Source organism: Mesorhizobium sp. M0030 (assembly GCF_040323695.1).
Taxonomy (GTDB): Bacteria; Pseudomonadota; Alphaproteobacteria; order Rhizobiales; family Rhizobiaceae; genus Mesorhizobium.
Window position 1 is genome coordinate 135,259 of record NZ_JAMYVE010000010.1, and the last position, 15,216, is coordinate 150,474.

Genomic DNA, 15,216 nt, shown 5'->3' on the forward strand with positions numbered 1-15,216 from the left:
CTAGTGCAAACGGCCGCTCGCATGGGCCAGCATGGTGTAGACCTTGCCGGTGTCCGACGTCAGGTAGGTCTGCGCCATGATGTTGTCGCGGTCGTTGCGCGAGACGTCCTTGAGCAGCTTCTCGAAATCGTCGCAGTAGCGGTCGACGGCGGCGCGGAACTCCGCCTCGGCCTGATATTTGCGGCGGATTTCGTCAAAGGTCTGCTGGCCCTTGAGCGTGTAGAGGCGGCGCGTGAACACGTCACGCTCGCCGCGCCGGTAGCGGTTCCACAGCTCGATCGAGGCGTCGTGGTCGATCGCCCGGGCAATATCGACCGAGAGCGAATTGAGCGACTCCATGACATGCAGGGGCGAGCGCTGGGCGGGAGTTGCGCGCGGTGCTTCCGCGGGCGCTGCCGGCCTGGCGACTTCCTCCTCGCGCGATGCTCCGGTCAGGAGATCGCGCACCCAGCCGCCTTGCGGCGTGCGGGCGTTGGCGTCGCGCTGGCGCGGTGCTTCGGCAGGGCGTTCGATATCGAGCGTGCCACGCAGGCCGCCGAGCGGCGCCTGCGGAGCAGGGCGCTCCGGCTGTGGCGCCGGCGGCGGGCGGCGTACCGGCTCGGCCGGGCGCTGCACTGGCGCCTGAGGCGCCGGGCGCAGGGCGCGCGGTTCGGCATTGTCGCCGCCACGTCCCGATTTCGCAACGATATCCGAAAGTTCCTTGAGCGCGTTGATCTGCTCGGCAACGGCACGGCGGATCGCCGAGGTCGATTCCTTGGCCTCTTCCGGCATTTCGATGACGCCCTTCTTGAGCTCGGCGCGGGTGAGGTCGAGCTCGCTCTTGATCGAGCTTGCGGTGCGCCGCATCTCCTCGGTCGCATCGGCGAACCGGCTGGTTGCCGAATCGACCACTTCCGTTATGGCGATGCGGATCTTGTCGGCTGATGCCAGCGTCTTGCCTTCGGCATTCTGCATCGTCTGGCCGACAAGGTTTTCGAACGAACGCATCACCTTCTCGAGGTCTTCCGACTTCTTGACCAAGCCGACGGCGAGATCTTCGAGCGACGATTGCCGCTCAAGCGTGTGCTCTAGATTGCTCTGCGCCGAGCTCAACAGATCCGAAGCCGAGGACAGCAAGCGGCTGTGCTCGTCGAACTTGGTGGCGATCGAGGCCACTTCGCGCAGGGTCGACGACGACAGTTCGGTAAGCCGCGTCGTGTTCGAATCGACCAGGCGTGCCGAGCTGGCGAAGGTCTGCGCGGCCTTTTCGGTGGTTGCCGCGAAGCTTTGCGTGCTGCCGCTCAGACGTTCGTCGACCTGGCCGAGGTTGATCGCCGCCTGTTCGATCAGCTCACCAAGCTGCGAGCTGGAGACGCTCATGCGGCCGATGAGGTCGGCGACGCTATCGGCGAGCGACGAGCGCGCGCCTTCGACGGCCGACAGCGTTTCGGCGGTGCGGCTGGCGAGCGCGTTGACGAGGGCGGCATTTTCGCTGCGCAGCTTCTCGGTCGCGCGTTCGGTGACCTCTTCCATGCTCTTTTGCAGTTCCGAGCCGCCCTGGGCGAAGCGCTCGACCAGCGGCCGCGCGGTTTCGTCCAGGATCTTCGCCATCTCGGCCGAACGCGCCGCCAGCATCGTGTTGAGCTCGCGGGTATTGGTGCCGATTGTCTTGGCAGCGTCGTTGGTGCTTTGGCCGATGTGCTGGCCGACCGCGGTAAAAGTCTCCGCAATCGTGTTGGCGCGCGAGATCAGCTGAGCTTCTGCGCTGGAAACCTGCTCGTTGAGCTTCTGGCCCATCGTCTCCGTCGTATAAAGAAGGCGGTTCTCGACGCGGGCGACCTGTTCCTCGACGCGCGAAGCTGCGGACGCAACGCTCGCGGCCAGCCGCTCGTCGGCGCCGGCAAGAGCCTGCTCCATCTCGCGGGCGTGGACGGCAAGTTCCTGGCCGGTCTGGCGTGCACGTTCGGCAACGCGCTGCTCGGTGCTGGCGAAGGCGCCGACGATGTTGTCGGCATGCTCGCCGATGGTCGAGGTGGAGTCGGCGATGCGCGACACCAGGCGGTGATCGGCCTCGTCGAAGATGCGGCTGATCTCGGTGGCGCGTGCCGACAGCGCGTCCGAACCCTCGGCAATGCGCGAGATCAGCTGCTGGTCGGCGGCGTCGAAGATGCGGCCAAGGTCCGAGGCGCGGGCGGCCAGCGCTTCGGCGGATTCGCCGATGCGCATGCTCAGCCGCTGGTCGGCGCCCTCGAAGTTGCGCAGGACGTCGCCGGCGCGGTCGGCCAGCGACTGCGCCGTCTCGACCGCGCGGGCGACCAGCTTCTGGTCGGCGGCGTCGAACGTGCCGGCGATCTCGCCGGCGCGGGCAGCCAGCCGTCCGGCCGTTTCTTCGGCGCGGGCGAGCAGCGAGTTCGACGTCTCGTCATGCCGGGCAAGCAGCACGCTCGTTGTGTCTTCGGCGCGAGCAAGCAAGGCATTCGTCGTATCCTCGGCGCGAGCAAGCAGGGCGCTCGATGTGTCCTCGGCACGTGCGTGCAGACGGCGATCCGCGTCCTCGAAGGTGCGGGCGATGTCCTCGGCCCGGGCCAAAAGGGCGGACGAGGTCTGCTCGGCACGCTCGGCGATCTTGCGGTCGGCGTCACTGAAGGCAGCACCGGCCTGTTCGTGCAGCGCGCTGGTGACTTCCATCACCTTCTCGCGCAGCGCGCCGGCAACGAAGACGGCGCTCTTTTCGAGCACGCTGCGGACATTGTCGACACCCACCGACAACGCGCGCTCCATGGTTCCGGCGCGCTCTTCGATGATGCCGGTCTGCTTGCTGAAGGCCTGCTCGATCTTCTCGACATCGGCAGCGATTGCCGCCGAGATATCGGTGCTTCTGCCGGCAATCTGGTCGATATGGCCCGACAGCGAGCGGTCGACATCCTTGCGTATGTCGGCGAGCTTTGCCAGATCGTCTTCCAGCGCCTGGGTCAACATGTTGCGGCCTTCGGCCAGCTTGCCGACATGGCCGGCGATGATGTCGTCAACCTCACCGCGGCTTGCCGACAGCTTCTGCAGGTCGGCTTCCAGCGCACGTTTCAGGATGTCTCGCCCCTCGGCCAGCTTCTCGACCTGGCCTGCGACCAGTCCGTCGATGCTCGACCGGCTCTCGGCCAGCTTGGCGAGGTCGTCCTCGAGAGCCTTCGACAGCGTCGCGCGATCCCGGACGAGCTTGTCGCTGTGACCCTCGATCAGGCTGTTGACATTTTCCAAATCCGCTTCCAGCACCCGTGCGAACTCGCCACGGTTTTCGCTCAGCTTCTGCGACTGGTCGGCAATGGCGCTCCTGATCGCATTGAGATCGGCTTCGAGCGCCCGTGTGAGGATGTCGCGGCCCTCGGCGAGCTTCTCGACCTGTCCGGCGACCAGCCCATCGATGCTGGAGCGGCTCTCCGCCAGTTTGGCGATGTCGTCTTCCAGTGCCTTTGAGAGCGCCGAACGGTCCTGGACGAGCCTGTTTTGATGATCGGCCATGATGCCGCTGACATTGTGCAGATCGTCCTGAAGCGCCTGGGATAGCGTCGAACGATCCTGGACAAGCCGGCTCGAGTGGTCGGTGATCAGGCTGTTCACATTCTGAAGGTCATCCTGAAGCGCCTGGGATAGCGTCGAACGATCCTGGACAAGCCGGCTCGAGTGGTCAGCGATCAGGCTGTTCACAGTCTGCAGATCAGCTTCCAGTGCCTTGGAAAGCTGACCGCGCTCTTCCGCCACCTTGTCGGAATGACCCGCGATGGCACCCTTTATGGTGTTGAGGTCGGCTTCGAGCGCGCGCTTGAGGATATCGCGCCCCTCGGCCAGCTTTTCGACCTGGCCGGCGACCAGCCCGTCGATGCTCGACCGGCTCTCGGCGAGCTTGGCGAGGTCGGCCTCGAGCGTCTGTGACAACAGGCCACGATCGTCGGCAAGCCGGCTCGAATGGTCGGAGAGCAGGCCCCTGATGCCGGATAGGTCGTTCTCCAGCGCCTTGCTGAGTTCGGTTCGGTCCTCGGCCAGTTTCGCCGAGTGGTTCTCGATCACGCCCTTGATGCCGATAATGTCGTTTTCGAGCGCCTTGGTCAGGATGGCGCGGCCTTCGGCGATCTTTTCAACCTGGCCGGCGACCAGCCCGTCAATCGAGGCGCGGCTGTCGGCGAGCTTGCCGAGATCGGCTTCCAGGGCGCGCGACAGAATGTTGCGGCCTTCGGCCAGTTTACCGACATGTCCGGCGACCATTTCGTCAATGATCGTACGGGCTTGCACCAGTTTTCCGGAGTCTTCATGCAAAGCCTGGTTGAGCCGGTTGCGGCCTTCTTCAAGCCGCTCGAGATGGCTTCCCAGCGACGCGTCGATGGCGGCGCGCGACTCGTTGACCTTGCGTAGATCCTCTTCCAGGGCGCGCGAGATCAGGTTGCGGCCTTCGGCCAGCTTCTGCACCTGGTTGGTTACGGCCGCATCGATGCCGGCGCGGCCCTCGGCGAACTTCGCCAGGTCCGCCTGCATGGCAGCCGCCATGCGTTCGCGGCTTTCGGACAGCTTGCGGCTGTGGTTTTCGACGGCGTCCTCGATGCCGACGCGGGCATCGGCAAGACGCTGGATGTCGGTGTCGAAGGAGCGCGACACGACATGGCGGGCGGCTTCCATGCGGCCGGCGAAATCGCTGGCGCGGGCTTCGAGCATCGACGAGGTCGACGAGACGATGTCGGCCATGTCGGCGCCGATCTGGGTCTTGCCCTGATCGATCATCGCCGACAAATGATCCTTGCTCTCGGCAAAGGTGTGGGCGATCTCGCGGGCGCGCTCGACCAGCGTTTCGTTGATCTGGCGGGCGCGCGCCTCGAGCGCGGCGTTGAGCTTCTGCGTGCCGGTATCGAGTGCTTCGGCGCGGGTCTGGAATTCGCTGATCAGCGCCTGGCCGCGCTCGGCCAGCGTCCGCTCGATGCCGTTCAGGCTGGACTCGAATTCCGAGCTCAGGGTGCGGGCGGCGCCGCCGAGCAGCGACACCATACCGGTGGTGCGGTCGTCGAGCAGGTCGGTCAGCGACCGGGTCAGGCCGTCTGTGGTGTCCGTCAGCTTGGCGATGCGGGTGTCGAGCAGCGAAGCAAAGGCTTCGCCCGACGTCGACAGCCTGTCGGTGATTGAATCCAGCCGGGTTTCGACGGAATCGAAGATCGACATCGAGCTTTCATTGATGCGGTCGATCAGCGTGTCGCCGGAATTCGTGATCGTCATCGACAGCTTGGTCGACGCGTTGAGGATAGAGTCGCGAATAATGTCGGAGGCGGCGCCGATCTCGTCCTTCAGCGTTTCATGCGCGCCGGTGATCGAGGCGCGCACGCGCTCGGCATGAGTGACGACGGCTTCGCGCTCGCTGCCCAGCCCGTCGACCAGCGACCGGATGCGCGATTCATTCTCCGAATAGGAGCGTTCGATCTGGTTGACCTCGCTGTGGACCAGCGTTTCGAGCTCGACGGCGCGCGCCAGCGTGCGCTCGATGCCTTCGCCCATCGCCGCCACTTCACGGCGAACGGCCTGGCCGATCATCATCACGCGATCCTGGGCGAGGTTTTCCGGCTCCGCCAGACGGAAAGCCACTTCCGTCATCGACTGCGCGGCAATGCGCATTTCCTGCGCGCGGCGGATCATCGCCGCGAAGGCCCAAAACAGGACGACCGGTATGATTGCCGCGATCGCCAGGCCGATCAGTTCAGGGCGGGCCAGGATTTGATCGAATGTACGAATTTTCCAGATGCTGGGGCCAAACAGCAAATTGGCAAGGCCGCCGGCGCCGGCGATCCAGGCCAGCGACACGAACGCCACGACCCAATAGATCGTGCTAGACGCGCGCCGGTTGAGGCTGTGCAGCAGCGTCTTGTAATCTTTTTGGCGGTCATCGTTTGCCGGCTTGAAGCCGGCTGGCTGAGCGCTGTTGCGCGATTCGACCGGGCGCAGCTCGGCGGGCTTGGCTGCCGGCTTCGCACTCTGGTTTTGTTGGATGGGCGCGTTTTGAGCGGGGGCGGGCTTCTGGGGGCGGCCTTCGCGCGCCAGTTCGTCCGCGGCCTGCGATATCTGCGCTTCCAGATCTTCCATCGACGCCGCGATATCGAGATCGCCGCTGCCGTCTCCGCTGAGATCGAGGTCTAGTGCCTTTTCGAGTTCCCTGGCTACGTCGCTGTCGAGAGTTCTGGTCGTCGTTGGTTTCTTCGCCATGCCTTCGCTACCCTGTACTAGCTGCCGAGGGACTTCTTATTTTTGCCTGATTCTGGCTCGTCTTATCCCACGCAGGAGGCTGAAAATGGACCTTCGTATCGTAATGACACACAGGGGTAAAGAAAACATGCATTCCGCGAGATACGTAAAACTTTAAATATAAGGTTAACGACAACGTGATCTAACCGCCTCAGCGGCAACAATTTTCCAGCCCATTCATTAACGCGTTGGCGACGGAAATCGCCTAGTTTTTTCGGCGATCGGCACAAGGAGTTTCAAATTGGTACGCGGTGAAAGCGGCATTGCCTTCTCAATGCCGGGCGGCGATGCGTCGGGACCGGCCCGTTCGCGCCCAGTGGATCTGGCCCACCTGGCCCGTCAGACAATGGGCGATCGCGCCCTCGAACAGGAGGTATTGGCACTGTTCGTACAGCAGGCGCTTTCCGTCCGGGACAGAATAGTCGATGCCGACGTCAGGGAGCGACTGCTTCTGGCGCATGGGCTGAAAGGTTCGGCGCGCGGGGTCGGCGCCTTTGCCATCGCCGACTGCGCCACCTCGATCGAACAGCAGCCGGAAGATGCGCGCATCCTCAAGCGCCTCGGCGCCCTGATCGAGGAAGTGCGCGATTTCATCGCCGCCATCAGCCGGTAATGGCTGCCGCTCGGCAGCGGCCACCGGGATGAATCGACGGGGCCAGGGCGTGCTTTGGCCAGCTTTCCGAAAAAACGTCACAAAGCGGCGCTTTCGCGCGGCAGTTGACTTGTCCGGCGGAGTGATTATCTCGGCTGGGACTCCCTTCAGGTGACAAATGACCAAGCTGACCTTCATTGCCCATGACGGCACTCCTTTCGATGTCGAGGCCGAAAACGGCTCGACCGTCATGGAGAATGCGATCCGTAGCGCGGTGCCGGGCATCGAGGCAGAATGCGGCGGCGCCTGCGCCTGCGCGACCTGCCATGTCTATGTCGACGAAGCCTGGACGGCCGAGGTCGGCGAGCCGGAGGCGATGGAAGAGGACATGCTGGACTTCGCCTATGACGTCCAGCCGAACTCGCGGCTGTCCTGCCAGATCAAGGTGCGCGACGCGCTTGACGGCCTGGTCGTGCGCGTGCCGGCTCGCCAGGGTTGATCTCCCGTACCATCTGATTTTTCCCGCCGCCGCTTGGCAGCGGGCCAATGCTCATGCAGTCTCGCGCCAGTTTCGCCCCAGTCTGACAATGAGGCTCGCCTGGCATGACCGATGTAATCAAGACGGACGCACTCATCGTCGGGGCGGGGCCGGTCGGCCTGTTCGCGGTGTTCGAACTCGGCCTCTTCGACATGAAGTGCCATCTGATCGACATCCTCGACCGGCCGGGCGGCCAATGCGCCGAACTCTATCCGGAAAAGCCGATCTACGACATTCCAGGCTGGCCCTCGATCTCGGCGCAAGGGCTGGTCGACAGACTGCTGGAGCAGATTCACCCGTTCAAGCCGGATTTTACCTTCAACCGCATGGTCTCCAGCCTGGAAAAGCTGGACGACGGCTCATTTCGGGTCACCACCGACGAGAACGAGGTGTTCGAAGCCAAGGTGGTGGTGATCGCCGCCGGTGGCGGCTCGTTCCAGCCCAAACGGCCGCCCATTCCCGGCATCGAGGCCTATGAGGGCAGGAGCGTCTTCTATTCGGTGCGCCGTATGGAGGAATTCCGCGGCCACGACCTCGTCATCGTCGGCGGCGGCGATTCCGCACTCGACTGGACGCTGAACCTGCAGCCGGTGGCAAAAAGCGTGACACTGGTCCACCGGCGCGCGGAATTCAGGGCGGCGCCCGACAGCGTCAATAAGATGTATGCCATGCAGGAGATGAAGCAGCTGGAGTTCCGGGTCGGCCAGGTGAGCGGCCTGACCGGCGCCGACGGCGAGCTGGCCTCTGCTACCATCAAGGGCGGGCCTGACGGCGACATCGAGGTGCCGTGCACGCGCATGCTGCCATTCTTCGGCCTGACCATGAAGCTGGGACCAATCGCCGAATGGGGGCTCAACCTTCATGAGAACCTCATTCCGGTCGATACCGAGAAATTCCAGACTTCGGTGCCAGGCATCTTTGCCGTCGGCGATATCAACTGGTACCCAGGCAAGCTGAAGCTGATCCTGTCGGGTTTTCACGAGGTGGCGCTGATGGCGCAGGCCGCCAAGCGCATCATCAGCCCCGGTGAGCGCATCGTCTTCCAGTACACGACGTCGTCGACCAGCCTGCAGAAGAAGCTCGGCGTCGTGGAGTAGGTCCTACAGGGCTTTCCGGATCACTCCACCAGAACGACCGGCGCCTCGGCGTCGTCGCGGCCGCGCAGTGACTTCTCCGGCATCAGAGCCAGCGTGATCAGCGCCAGCACGAGCGTGACCGCCGCGGCAAGGAAGATCATCATGAAGGGCGTCGCCGAGACGATCTGTCCGGCAGCCGGCGCGCCTTCGCCGGCAAGCGGCAGGCCATAGCCGAGCGCGACGGCGCCGAGCATGGCGACGCCGAGCGCACTGCCCAGCGAACGCAGGAAGGTCAGCACGCCGGTGGCAACGCCGAGATGCGCGCGGTCGACGGCGTTCTGCACCGATACGGTGGCGACCGGGAAGGTGGTGCCGCTTCCAAGGCCGATGCAGATGGTCAAGAGCTCGACGACCAGCAGCGAGGCGCGGCCAGCGACCAGGCTGAGCACGCCAAGACAGACAATGGCGAAGAGAACGCCGACCATGGCGATGCGCTTATAGTGGAAGAAGCGCGGTATCGTGCGGCCGCTGAAGGTCGCGCCGGCGACCGTTCCGAGCAGCAGGCCGAGCATGGCAAGGCCCGACTGGCTGACCGACAGGCCGATGATCGACTGCAGATAGACCGGCAGATACACCGACAGGCCGATATTAGCGGCCTGCAGCAGGAACATCGACGCCGTGCCGGCAAGCACGATCGGATTGCTCAGCACTTCAAGCGAAATCAGCGGCTCGGCCGCACGCATCAGCCGCAATGCGAACGCAGCCCAGAAAACCGCCGAACAGGCGAGCAGCCCGACGATCTCGCGCGAGGCCCATGGATAGGCGCTGCCGCCCCAGTTGAGGGCCAAAAGCAGCAATGCCGTCGCCACCACCAGAAGCAGCGCGCCCGGCGCGTCGATGCGATGCCGCTTTGCGGCGACCGGCAGTTTGCGCAGCGGCTTGTTGATGATGGCCATGGCCAAGATGCCGAGCGGGATGTTGATCCAGAAGATCAGCGACCAATGCAGATGTTCGGCAAATCCGCCGCCGAGCAAAGGCCCGGCGATGCTGGCGACAGCCCAGGTGCCCGAAATCCAGGCGGCATAGCGCGCGCGTTCGCGCGGCGGCACCAGGTCGCCGATGACGATCTGCGCCAGGGCGAACAGGCCGCCGCCGCCCGCACCCTGGATCGCCCGGCCGATGACCAGCACGAACATGTTGGGGGCCATGGCGCTGACCAGCGATCCCAGAAGGAAGATCAGGATCGCCGCATAGACGGTCGGCCGGCGGCCATAGACGTCGGAAATCTTGCCGTAGAGCGGCGCCATGGCGGTCGCCGTCAGGAGATAGCCGGTCACGATCCACGGCAGGTAGTCGGCATGGCCGAGCGAACGGCCGATGGTCGGCATGGCCGGCGCGACGATTGTCTGGTCGAGCGCCGCCAGCAGCATCGACAAAAGGATGCCGGCGATGATGACGTTCTTCTCGCTTTCCGTCAGCGGCGCGGCGGGGGGCAGCCTAGCCGGCTTGTCGACAGCCTGGTCCATATCAGTTCATCCATAACGTTTGAGAGCGATTGCGCGGCGCCAAATGGCCGCTCCGCTATACGCCGCCTCAATTGGTCTTGATCTGGTGTTTCGAAGCTCGGGCCTTGCCAGCCTGACATATCTTGCGAGCCTGACATATGTCGTCCCGTATAGGCCGATTTCGACCTATGCCCGAAAATTTTCTGGGGCTGGCCTCATGTTTCGGCAGAATTGGCTTCGTATCAGTCCGTGTTTCAGCCGGGCGGAAGCTGGCCGTTCTCGACGCGCTGCATGCGGTAGCGCAGCAGCCGCAGGATGCGGCTTTCAAAATTCACGCCTTCGACGCGGTCGAAGCGCAACTGGTCCTGGTCATGCCTGGCGAGTTCGGCCGCGGTGATCTGCGCCGCCTTCGCCTTTGCCCCGGCGCAGGTCTTTTGCGCAAAGCTCGCGTTCAGCGCGTCTTCGAGCAGACGGCCGTGGTTCTTGGCGATCTCGACATGACGCTCCTCATGGCGCTTGATGTCGGCCGACAGCGTATCCCAGAACAGCCTGACATCGGGATCGGCCTTGCGCGGCCTGCGCCACTCCGGAAGGATGACCTTGACCTTGACGGTAACGGCGGCCTTGGCGATGCGGCAGGTGTCTGCGGTTTGCGCGTAGCTGATGCGGGTGGTGAACGCCATCTGGGTGGCGCCTGGATGCCGCATCCCGGTGCTTTTCACCTCGGGTCCATGCTTCGACAATTGCGTCTCGATGTCATCGAGCGTGCTGCCGCCGATGGCAAAATAGCTGTAAGTCTTCACCAGATTGGCAGCATTCGCCGGCAGGACGGTCAAAGCCAGCATCAGGGCGCAGAGCAGGGGTCGTTTCATCATGTTGCCTCTTCACTCACCTTGCTTTACGGCCGTTGCCGGCGCAACGGAATTGATCTTCCACCGATCACGCATCGTTGATGGATTGCAAGCGCTCGATGAGCCACATGCCAATGAGCCACATGCCAACGAGACACATGGTTGAAGGACAATGACGACAAGGCGATGGCAACTGGCGCATGGGCGCCATCTCGAACTTGGCGAGAAAGCTATTGTGGTCGGCATTCTCAACGTCACGCCGGACAGTTTTTCGGATGGCGGACTGTTCATCACGCCCGATCAGGCGGTGGCGCAGGCGCGCCGTATGGCGCAAGAGGGCGCCGCCGTCATCGACATCGGCGGGGAATCCACACGCCCCGGCGCATCGCCCGTAACTGTTGAAGAAGAGCAGGGCCGCATCCTGCCGGTGATCGCAGCACTCGCCGGTTCAGGCGAAGCCCTGATTTCGGTCGACACCTATCGCGAGGAAACCGCGCGCCTCGCCGTCGCCGCCGGCGCGCATATCGTCAACGATGTCTGGGGCTTGCAGCGTGAACCCGGCATCGCCCGCGTCGCCGCCGAGACCGGCGCCGGACTGGTCATCATGCATACCGGGCGCGAGCGGCAAAAACTGCCCGACGTCATCGCCGACCAGTTTTTGTTCCTCAAGGCTTCGCTGGAAATCGCCAGGCGCAGCGGCGTTGCGGACGATCATATCGTACTCGATGCCGGCTTCGGCTTCGCCAAGGAGACGGCTGAGGAAAACCTCGACCTGATGGCGCGGTTTTCCGAGCTTAAGGAGCTCGGTTTTCCCTTGATGGCCGGCACCTCCAGAAAACGCTTCATCGGCACCGTCACCGGCCGCGAAGCCGGCGCGCGCGCCGCCGGGACGGCAGCCACCAGTGTCATCCTGAGGCTGAAGGGCGCCGATCTGTTTCGCGTTCACGATGTCGCAATCAACATGGACGCACTGGCCGTCGCCGATGCTATGCTGGCGCGCGAAAAGCCAGGACGCTGAGCCCAGGACACTAAGAAATGTACGTCATCCGCATGAAGAACTGCGCCTTCTTTGCCCGGCACGGCGTGCTGGATGAGGAAGAGGCGCTTGGCCAGCGTTTTTATGTCGATGCCGAGTTGACGGTCGAGCCCAGCCGCCCGCTGGAGGATGATTCCATCGAGGATACCGTCAATTACGGCATCGCCTTCACGGTGATTGAAAAGATCGTCACTGGACATCGCCGTTTCCTGATCGAGGCGCTGGCGCTCGAAGTGGCGAAGGCGCTGACTTCACGGTTTCCGCAGATCAGGAAGGCCGAGATCACCGTGCGCAAGCCCAACGCACCGGTGCCCGGCGTGCTCGATTATGTCGAGGTGACCGTTGTCTGGCCAGAGTAACAATAACACGGTCTATCTCAGCCTTGGCGGCAATCTCGGCGATCCCTCGGCCTCGATGGCCACGGCGCTGCGCCTGCTGGACGCCGACGAGAACACGCGTGTCATCGCCGTCTCCTCGCTCTATCGCACGCCGCCCTGGGGCAAGCTCGACCAGCCGGATTTCCTCAACGCCGCTGCCGAAATCTCGACCTCGCTGGCGCCAAGGGCGCTGCTCGACCTCTGCCTCGAGGCCGAGCGCAAGCTGAAGCGGGTGCGCGAGGAGCGCTGGGGTCCGCGCCTGATCGACATCGACATATTGGTGTTCGGCGACCGCACAATCCACGAAACCGGGCTGGAGGTGCCGCATCCCCGAATGGTGGAGCGCGCCTTCGTGCTGGCGCCCTTGGCAGAGATCGCGCCGGATCTGGCGGTGGGCGGCAGGAGCGTGACCGAGCGGCTCAGCGCCGTCGATACGTCAGGCATAGAGCGGCTGGCTTCCGGCCGCGATTGGTGGCTGGGTTAACCGGAGAAGCCGCCGCCATCGAGAAATGCCTGTTCGTCCGCCGTCGTCTCGCGGCCAAGCATCTTGTTCCTGTGCGGAAAGCGGCCGAAGCGCTGGATGATGTCGCGGTGCTCGATGGCGTATTTCACATACTCCGGCGCCCTGGCGGTGGTGAGCTCGACCGATCTGTCCTGGTCGGCGGGCAGTTCCGAATGTTCGTAGGGCAGGTACAGGAAGACGCGCAGGTTTTCTTCCAGCGAAAGGTCATGGCCGGCGGCGATTGCCTTGGCGGCAAAATGCCTTGCCAGCGGATCGGTGGCGTACATATGGCCTGAGCCGCGAAAGCAGTTGCGTGGAAACTGGTCGAGCAGGATCATCAGCGCCAGCGAACCCTCGGCATGCTCCGACCATGCGTCGCACTCGCGCCGCGCGGCGGCAAAGTGCAGGTCGAGAAACCTGCTGCGGAAATTCGCGTCGAAGGCGTCGTTCTTCTCGAACCACGCGTCTTCGCCGGCCTCGCGCCAGAATTTTGTGACGGCGAGCGCGCGCTCATCCAATGCGGCCATCAGCTTTCCCCCTGATCGGCGGGCTCGGGCTTGTGCAGCACGCCGGCCGTCTCTTCGTTCAGCGCCTGGCCGGGCCGGCGCGGTTGCGTCAGCGGCGTCGGGATCGGCGTGCCGGTATTGCCCCTGAGGAAACGTTGCCCGGCGCGGACGCCTTCGGCCAACTGCGTCTCCAGTCGGGCATTGTCGCGCCGTCGCACATCCTCGATGACATCGGCGACATCTTCCGGCTCGACGCCCAAAACCTCGAGCGCGGAACCGCCGAAGACGAGGGCCGATTCGAAGGTCTCGCGCAGCTGGAAGTCGACCCCGGCGCGGATGAGCGACAGGGCGGTGCCGCGATCGAAGGCACGCGCCAGGACAGTCAGCAACGGGAACTCCGCCTTGATCAGTTCCGCCATGCGCACCGTGGCGTCCGGCTTGTCGACGCAGATCAGCACGGCGCGGGCGCGGCCTGCACCTGCGGCGCGCAGAATGTCGAGCCGCGTGCCGTCGCCATAATAGACCTTGAAGCCGAAATCGGCGGCCGCCTGGATCATTTCGACATCATTGTCGATGATCGACACATCGATGCCGCGCAACAAAAGCGGCTGGCTGGCGATCTGGCCGAAACGGCCGAAGCCGATGACCAGCACACTGCCGGTAAGGCCGTCGGCGATGTCGACGCCTTCAAGCGACTGCTCGTCGCGCGGCGTCACATATTTGAGCGCAATGATCGCCAGCGGCGTCAGCACCATGGAGATGATGATGATAGCGGTCAGCGTTGCGTTGGCCCGGCTGTCGATGATGCCAACCGCCGCTGCGGCCGAATAGAGGACGAAGGCGAATTCGCCGCCTTGCGCCATGATCACGGCGCGTTCCAGCGCTTCACGATGACCGCTCTTCAGCATGCGGGCGACGAGGTAGATGCCGAGCGCATTCATCGCCATGTAGGCGACGACATAGACGGCGATCAGCCGCCAGTTGTCGGCCACCACATGCAGGTCGAGCGACATGCCGACGGCGAGGAAGAACAGGCCAAGCAGGATGCCGCGGAATGGCTCGACGTCGGCCTCCAGCTGGTGGCGGAAAGTCGATTCCGACAACAGCACGCCGGCCAGGAACGCGCCCATCGCCATCGACAGGCCGGAAAGCTGCATGACCAGCGCCGACCCCAGCACGACCAGAAGTGCTGCCGCCGTCATCACCTCGCGCGCCTTGGCGTCGGCCAGGATGCGGAAGAACGGGTTGAGCAGATAGCGGCCGGCCACCACCAGCCCGACGATGGCGCCAAGACCGATGCCGATTTCGGTCAGCCTTTGCTGCAGGGTCATCTCGCTGCCGCCCGGCGCCAGGAAGGCGACCAGCGCCAGAAGCGGCACGATTGCCAGATCCTCGAGCAGCAGGATGGACACGATGCGCTGGCCCTTGGGGCTGGCCATCTCGCCACGCTCTTCCAGAAGCTGCATGACGATCGCCGTCGAGGTCAGGACAAAGCCGGCGCCGGCAACGAAGGATTGCGCGATCGGAAAGCCGCCGGCGAGACCAACACCGGTGAGCAGCAAGGCGCAGACGCCGACCTGCAGCGCGCCGAGGCCGAAAATCTCGCGGCGCAGGCCCCATAGCCGCGACGGCTGCATCTCCAGCCCGATGATGAACAGGAACATGACCACGCCGAGTTCGGCGACATGCAGGATGGCTTCCGATTCGGAAAAAATGCCAATACCGAACGGGCCGATGACCACGCCCGCGGCGAGATAGCCGAGGATCGAGCCCAGCCCCATGCGTTTGAAGATCGGAACGGCGACGACGCCTGCGGCAAGCAGCGCCACCACCTGAATGAGATCGCTGCCCGATGCTTCCGCTGCCATGCCTCTTGTCCCTGTGTCCGACAGCACTCCTTGCATGCACTGGGAGCGGGAGGCAAGGGCGGGAAGCCTGCCAGGATGGGTAGGGTGCCGCGGCAGCGATTCCCCGGTGGAACAAC

The 15,216-nt window shown here is 64.1% G+C and carries 11 protein-coding genes; 6 read left to right on the top strand and 5 right to left on the bottom strand.

Going from position 1 to position 15,216, the window contains the following annotated elements; all coding sequences use genetic code 11:
* A complete protein-coding gene (locus NKJ80_RS20530) occupies window positions 1-6,210 on the bottom strand; it encodes an apolipoprotein A-IV repeat region-like domain-containing protein (RefSeq protein ID WP_352498211.1) in 6,210 nt (2,069 codons plus the stop codon).
* Window positions 6,211-6,523: 313 nt separating this feature from the next.
* Between NKJ80_RS20530 and NKJ80_RS20535 the strand changes: the two genes are divergently transcribed.
* From NKJ80_RS20535 to NKJ80_RS20545, 3 genes are all read left to right on the top strand, one after another.
* Window positions 6,524-6,862, top strand: coding sequence for an Hpt domain-containing protein (locus NKJ80_RS20535; protein ID WP_023706163.1), 339 nt, complete (start codon window positions 6,524-6,526; stop codon window positions 6,860-6,862).
* A 157-nt stretch (window positions 6,863-7,019) separates the two neighbouring features.
* Window positions 7,020-7,340, top strand: coding sequence for a 2Fe-2S iron-sulfur cluster-binding protein (locus NKJ80_RS20540; protein ID WP_023673507.1), 321 nt, complete (start codon window positions 7,020-7,022; stop codon window positions 7,338-7,340).
* Window positions 7,341-7,444: 104 nt separating this feature from the next.
* Window positions 7,445-8,476: an NAD(P)/FAD-dependent oxidoreductase gene (locus tag NKJ80_RS20545; RefSeq protein ID WP_023673506.1), complete on the top strand. Its 1,032-nt coding sequence runs from the start codon at window positions 7,445-7,447 to the stop codon at window positions 8,474-8,476.
* Window positions 8,477-8,496: 20 nt separating this feature from the next.
* Here the strand turns inward: NKJ80_RS20545 and NKJ80_RS20550 are convergent, their stop codons facing one another.
* Window positions 8,497-9,981 (bottom strand): MDR family MFS transporter, encoded by a 1,485-nt coding sequence (locus tag NKJ80_RS20550; protein ID WP_352498212.1) that lies wholly within the window; start codon window positions 9,979-9,981, stop codon window positions 8,497-8,499.
* A gap of 233 nt (window positions 9,982-10,214) precedes the next feature.
* Window positions 10,215-10,835 carry a DUF922 domain-containing Zn-dependent protease gene (locus NKJ80_RS20555; protein ID WP_023728091.1) on the bottom strand — a complete coding sequence of 207 codons (621 nt, stop codon included), beginning with the start codon at window positions 10,833-10,835 and terminating at the stop codon, window positions 10,215-10,217.
* Window positions 10,836-10,983: 148 nt separating this feature from the next.
* Here NKJ80_RS20555 and folP point away from each other — a divergent pair, with 148 nt between their 5' ends.
* From folP to folK, 3 genes are read left to right on the top strand one after another with little or no spacing between them, the layout of a single operon-like run.
* On the top strand, window positions 10,984-11,829 hold the full coding sequence (folP, locus tag NKJ80_RS20560; protein WP_023829677.1) for a dihydropteroate synthase: 846 nt from the start codon (window positions 10,984-10,986) through the stop codon (window positions 11,827-11,829).
* Window positions 11,830-11,846: 17 nt separating this feature from the next.
* Entirely contained in the window at window positions 11,847-12,206 is a 360-nt protein-coding gene (gene folB, locus NKJ80_RS20565; RefSeq protein WP_023673502.1) for a dihydroneopterin aldolase, read from the top strand.
* Window positions 12,190-12,708, top strand: coding sequence for a 2-amino-4-hydroxy-6-hydroxymethyldihydropteridine diphosphokinase (gene folK, locus NKJ80_RS20570; protein WP_023688659.1), 519 nt, complete (start codon window positions 12,190-12,192; stop codon window positions 12,706-12,708). The genes folB and folK overlap by 17 nt, the downstream gene beginning before the upstream one ends.
* On the opposite strand, the gene NKJ80_RS20575 is transcribed toward folK, so the two are convergent.
* A complete protein-coding gene (locus tag NKJ80_RS20575; protein ID WP_031201589.1) occupies window positions 12,705-13,253 on the bottom strand; it encodes a DUF924 family protein in 549 nt (182 codons plus the stop codon). The two genes, folK and NKJ80_RS20575, sit on opposite strands and share 4 nt — an antisense overlap.
* The gene (locus tag NKJ80_RS20580) at window positions 13,253-15,100 is read right to left on the bottom strand and encodes a monovalent cation:proton antiporter-2 (CPA2) family protein (RefSeq protein ID WP_352498213.1); all 1,848 of its coding nucleotides are present in this window, start codon (window positions 15,098-15,100) and stop codon (window positions 13,253-13,255) included. The genes NKJ80_RS20575 and NKJ80_RS20580 overlap by 1 nt, the downstream gene beginning before the upstream one ends.
* Window positions 15,101-15,216: the final 116 nt, after the last annotated feature.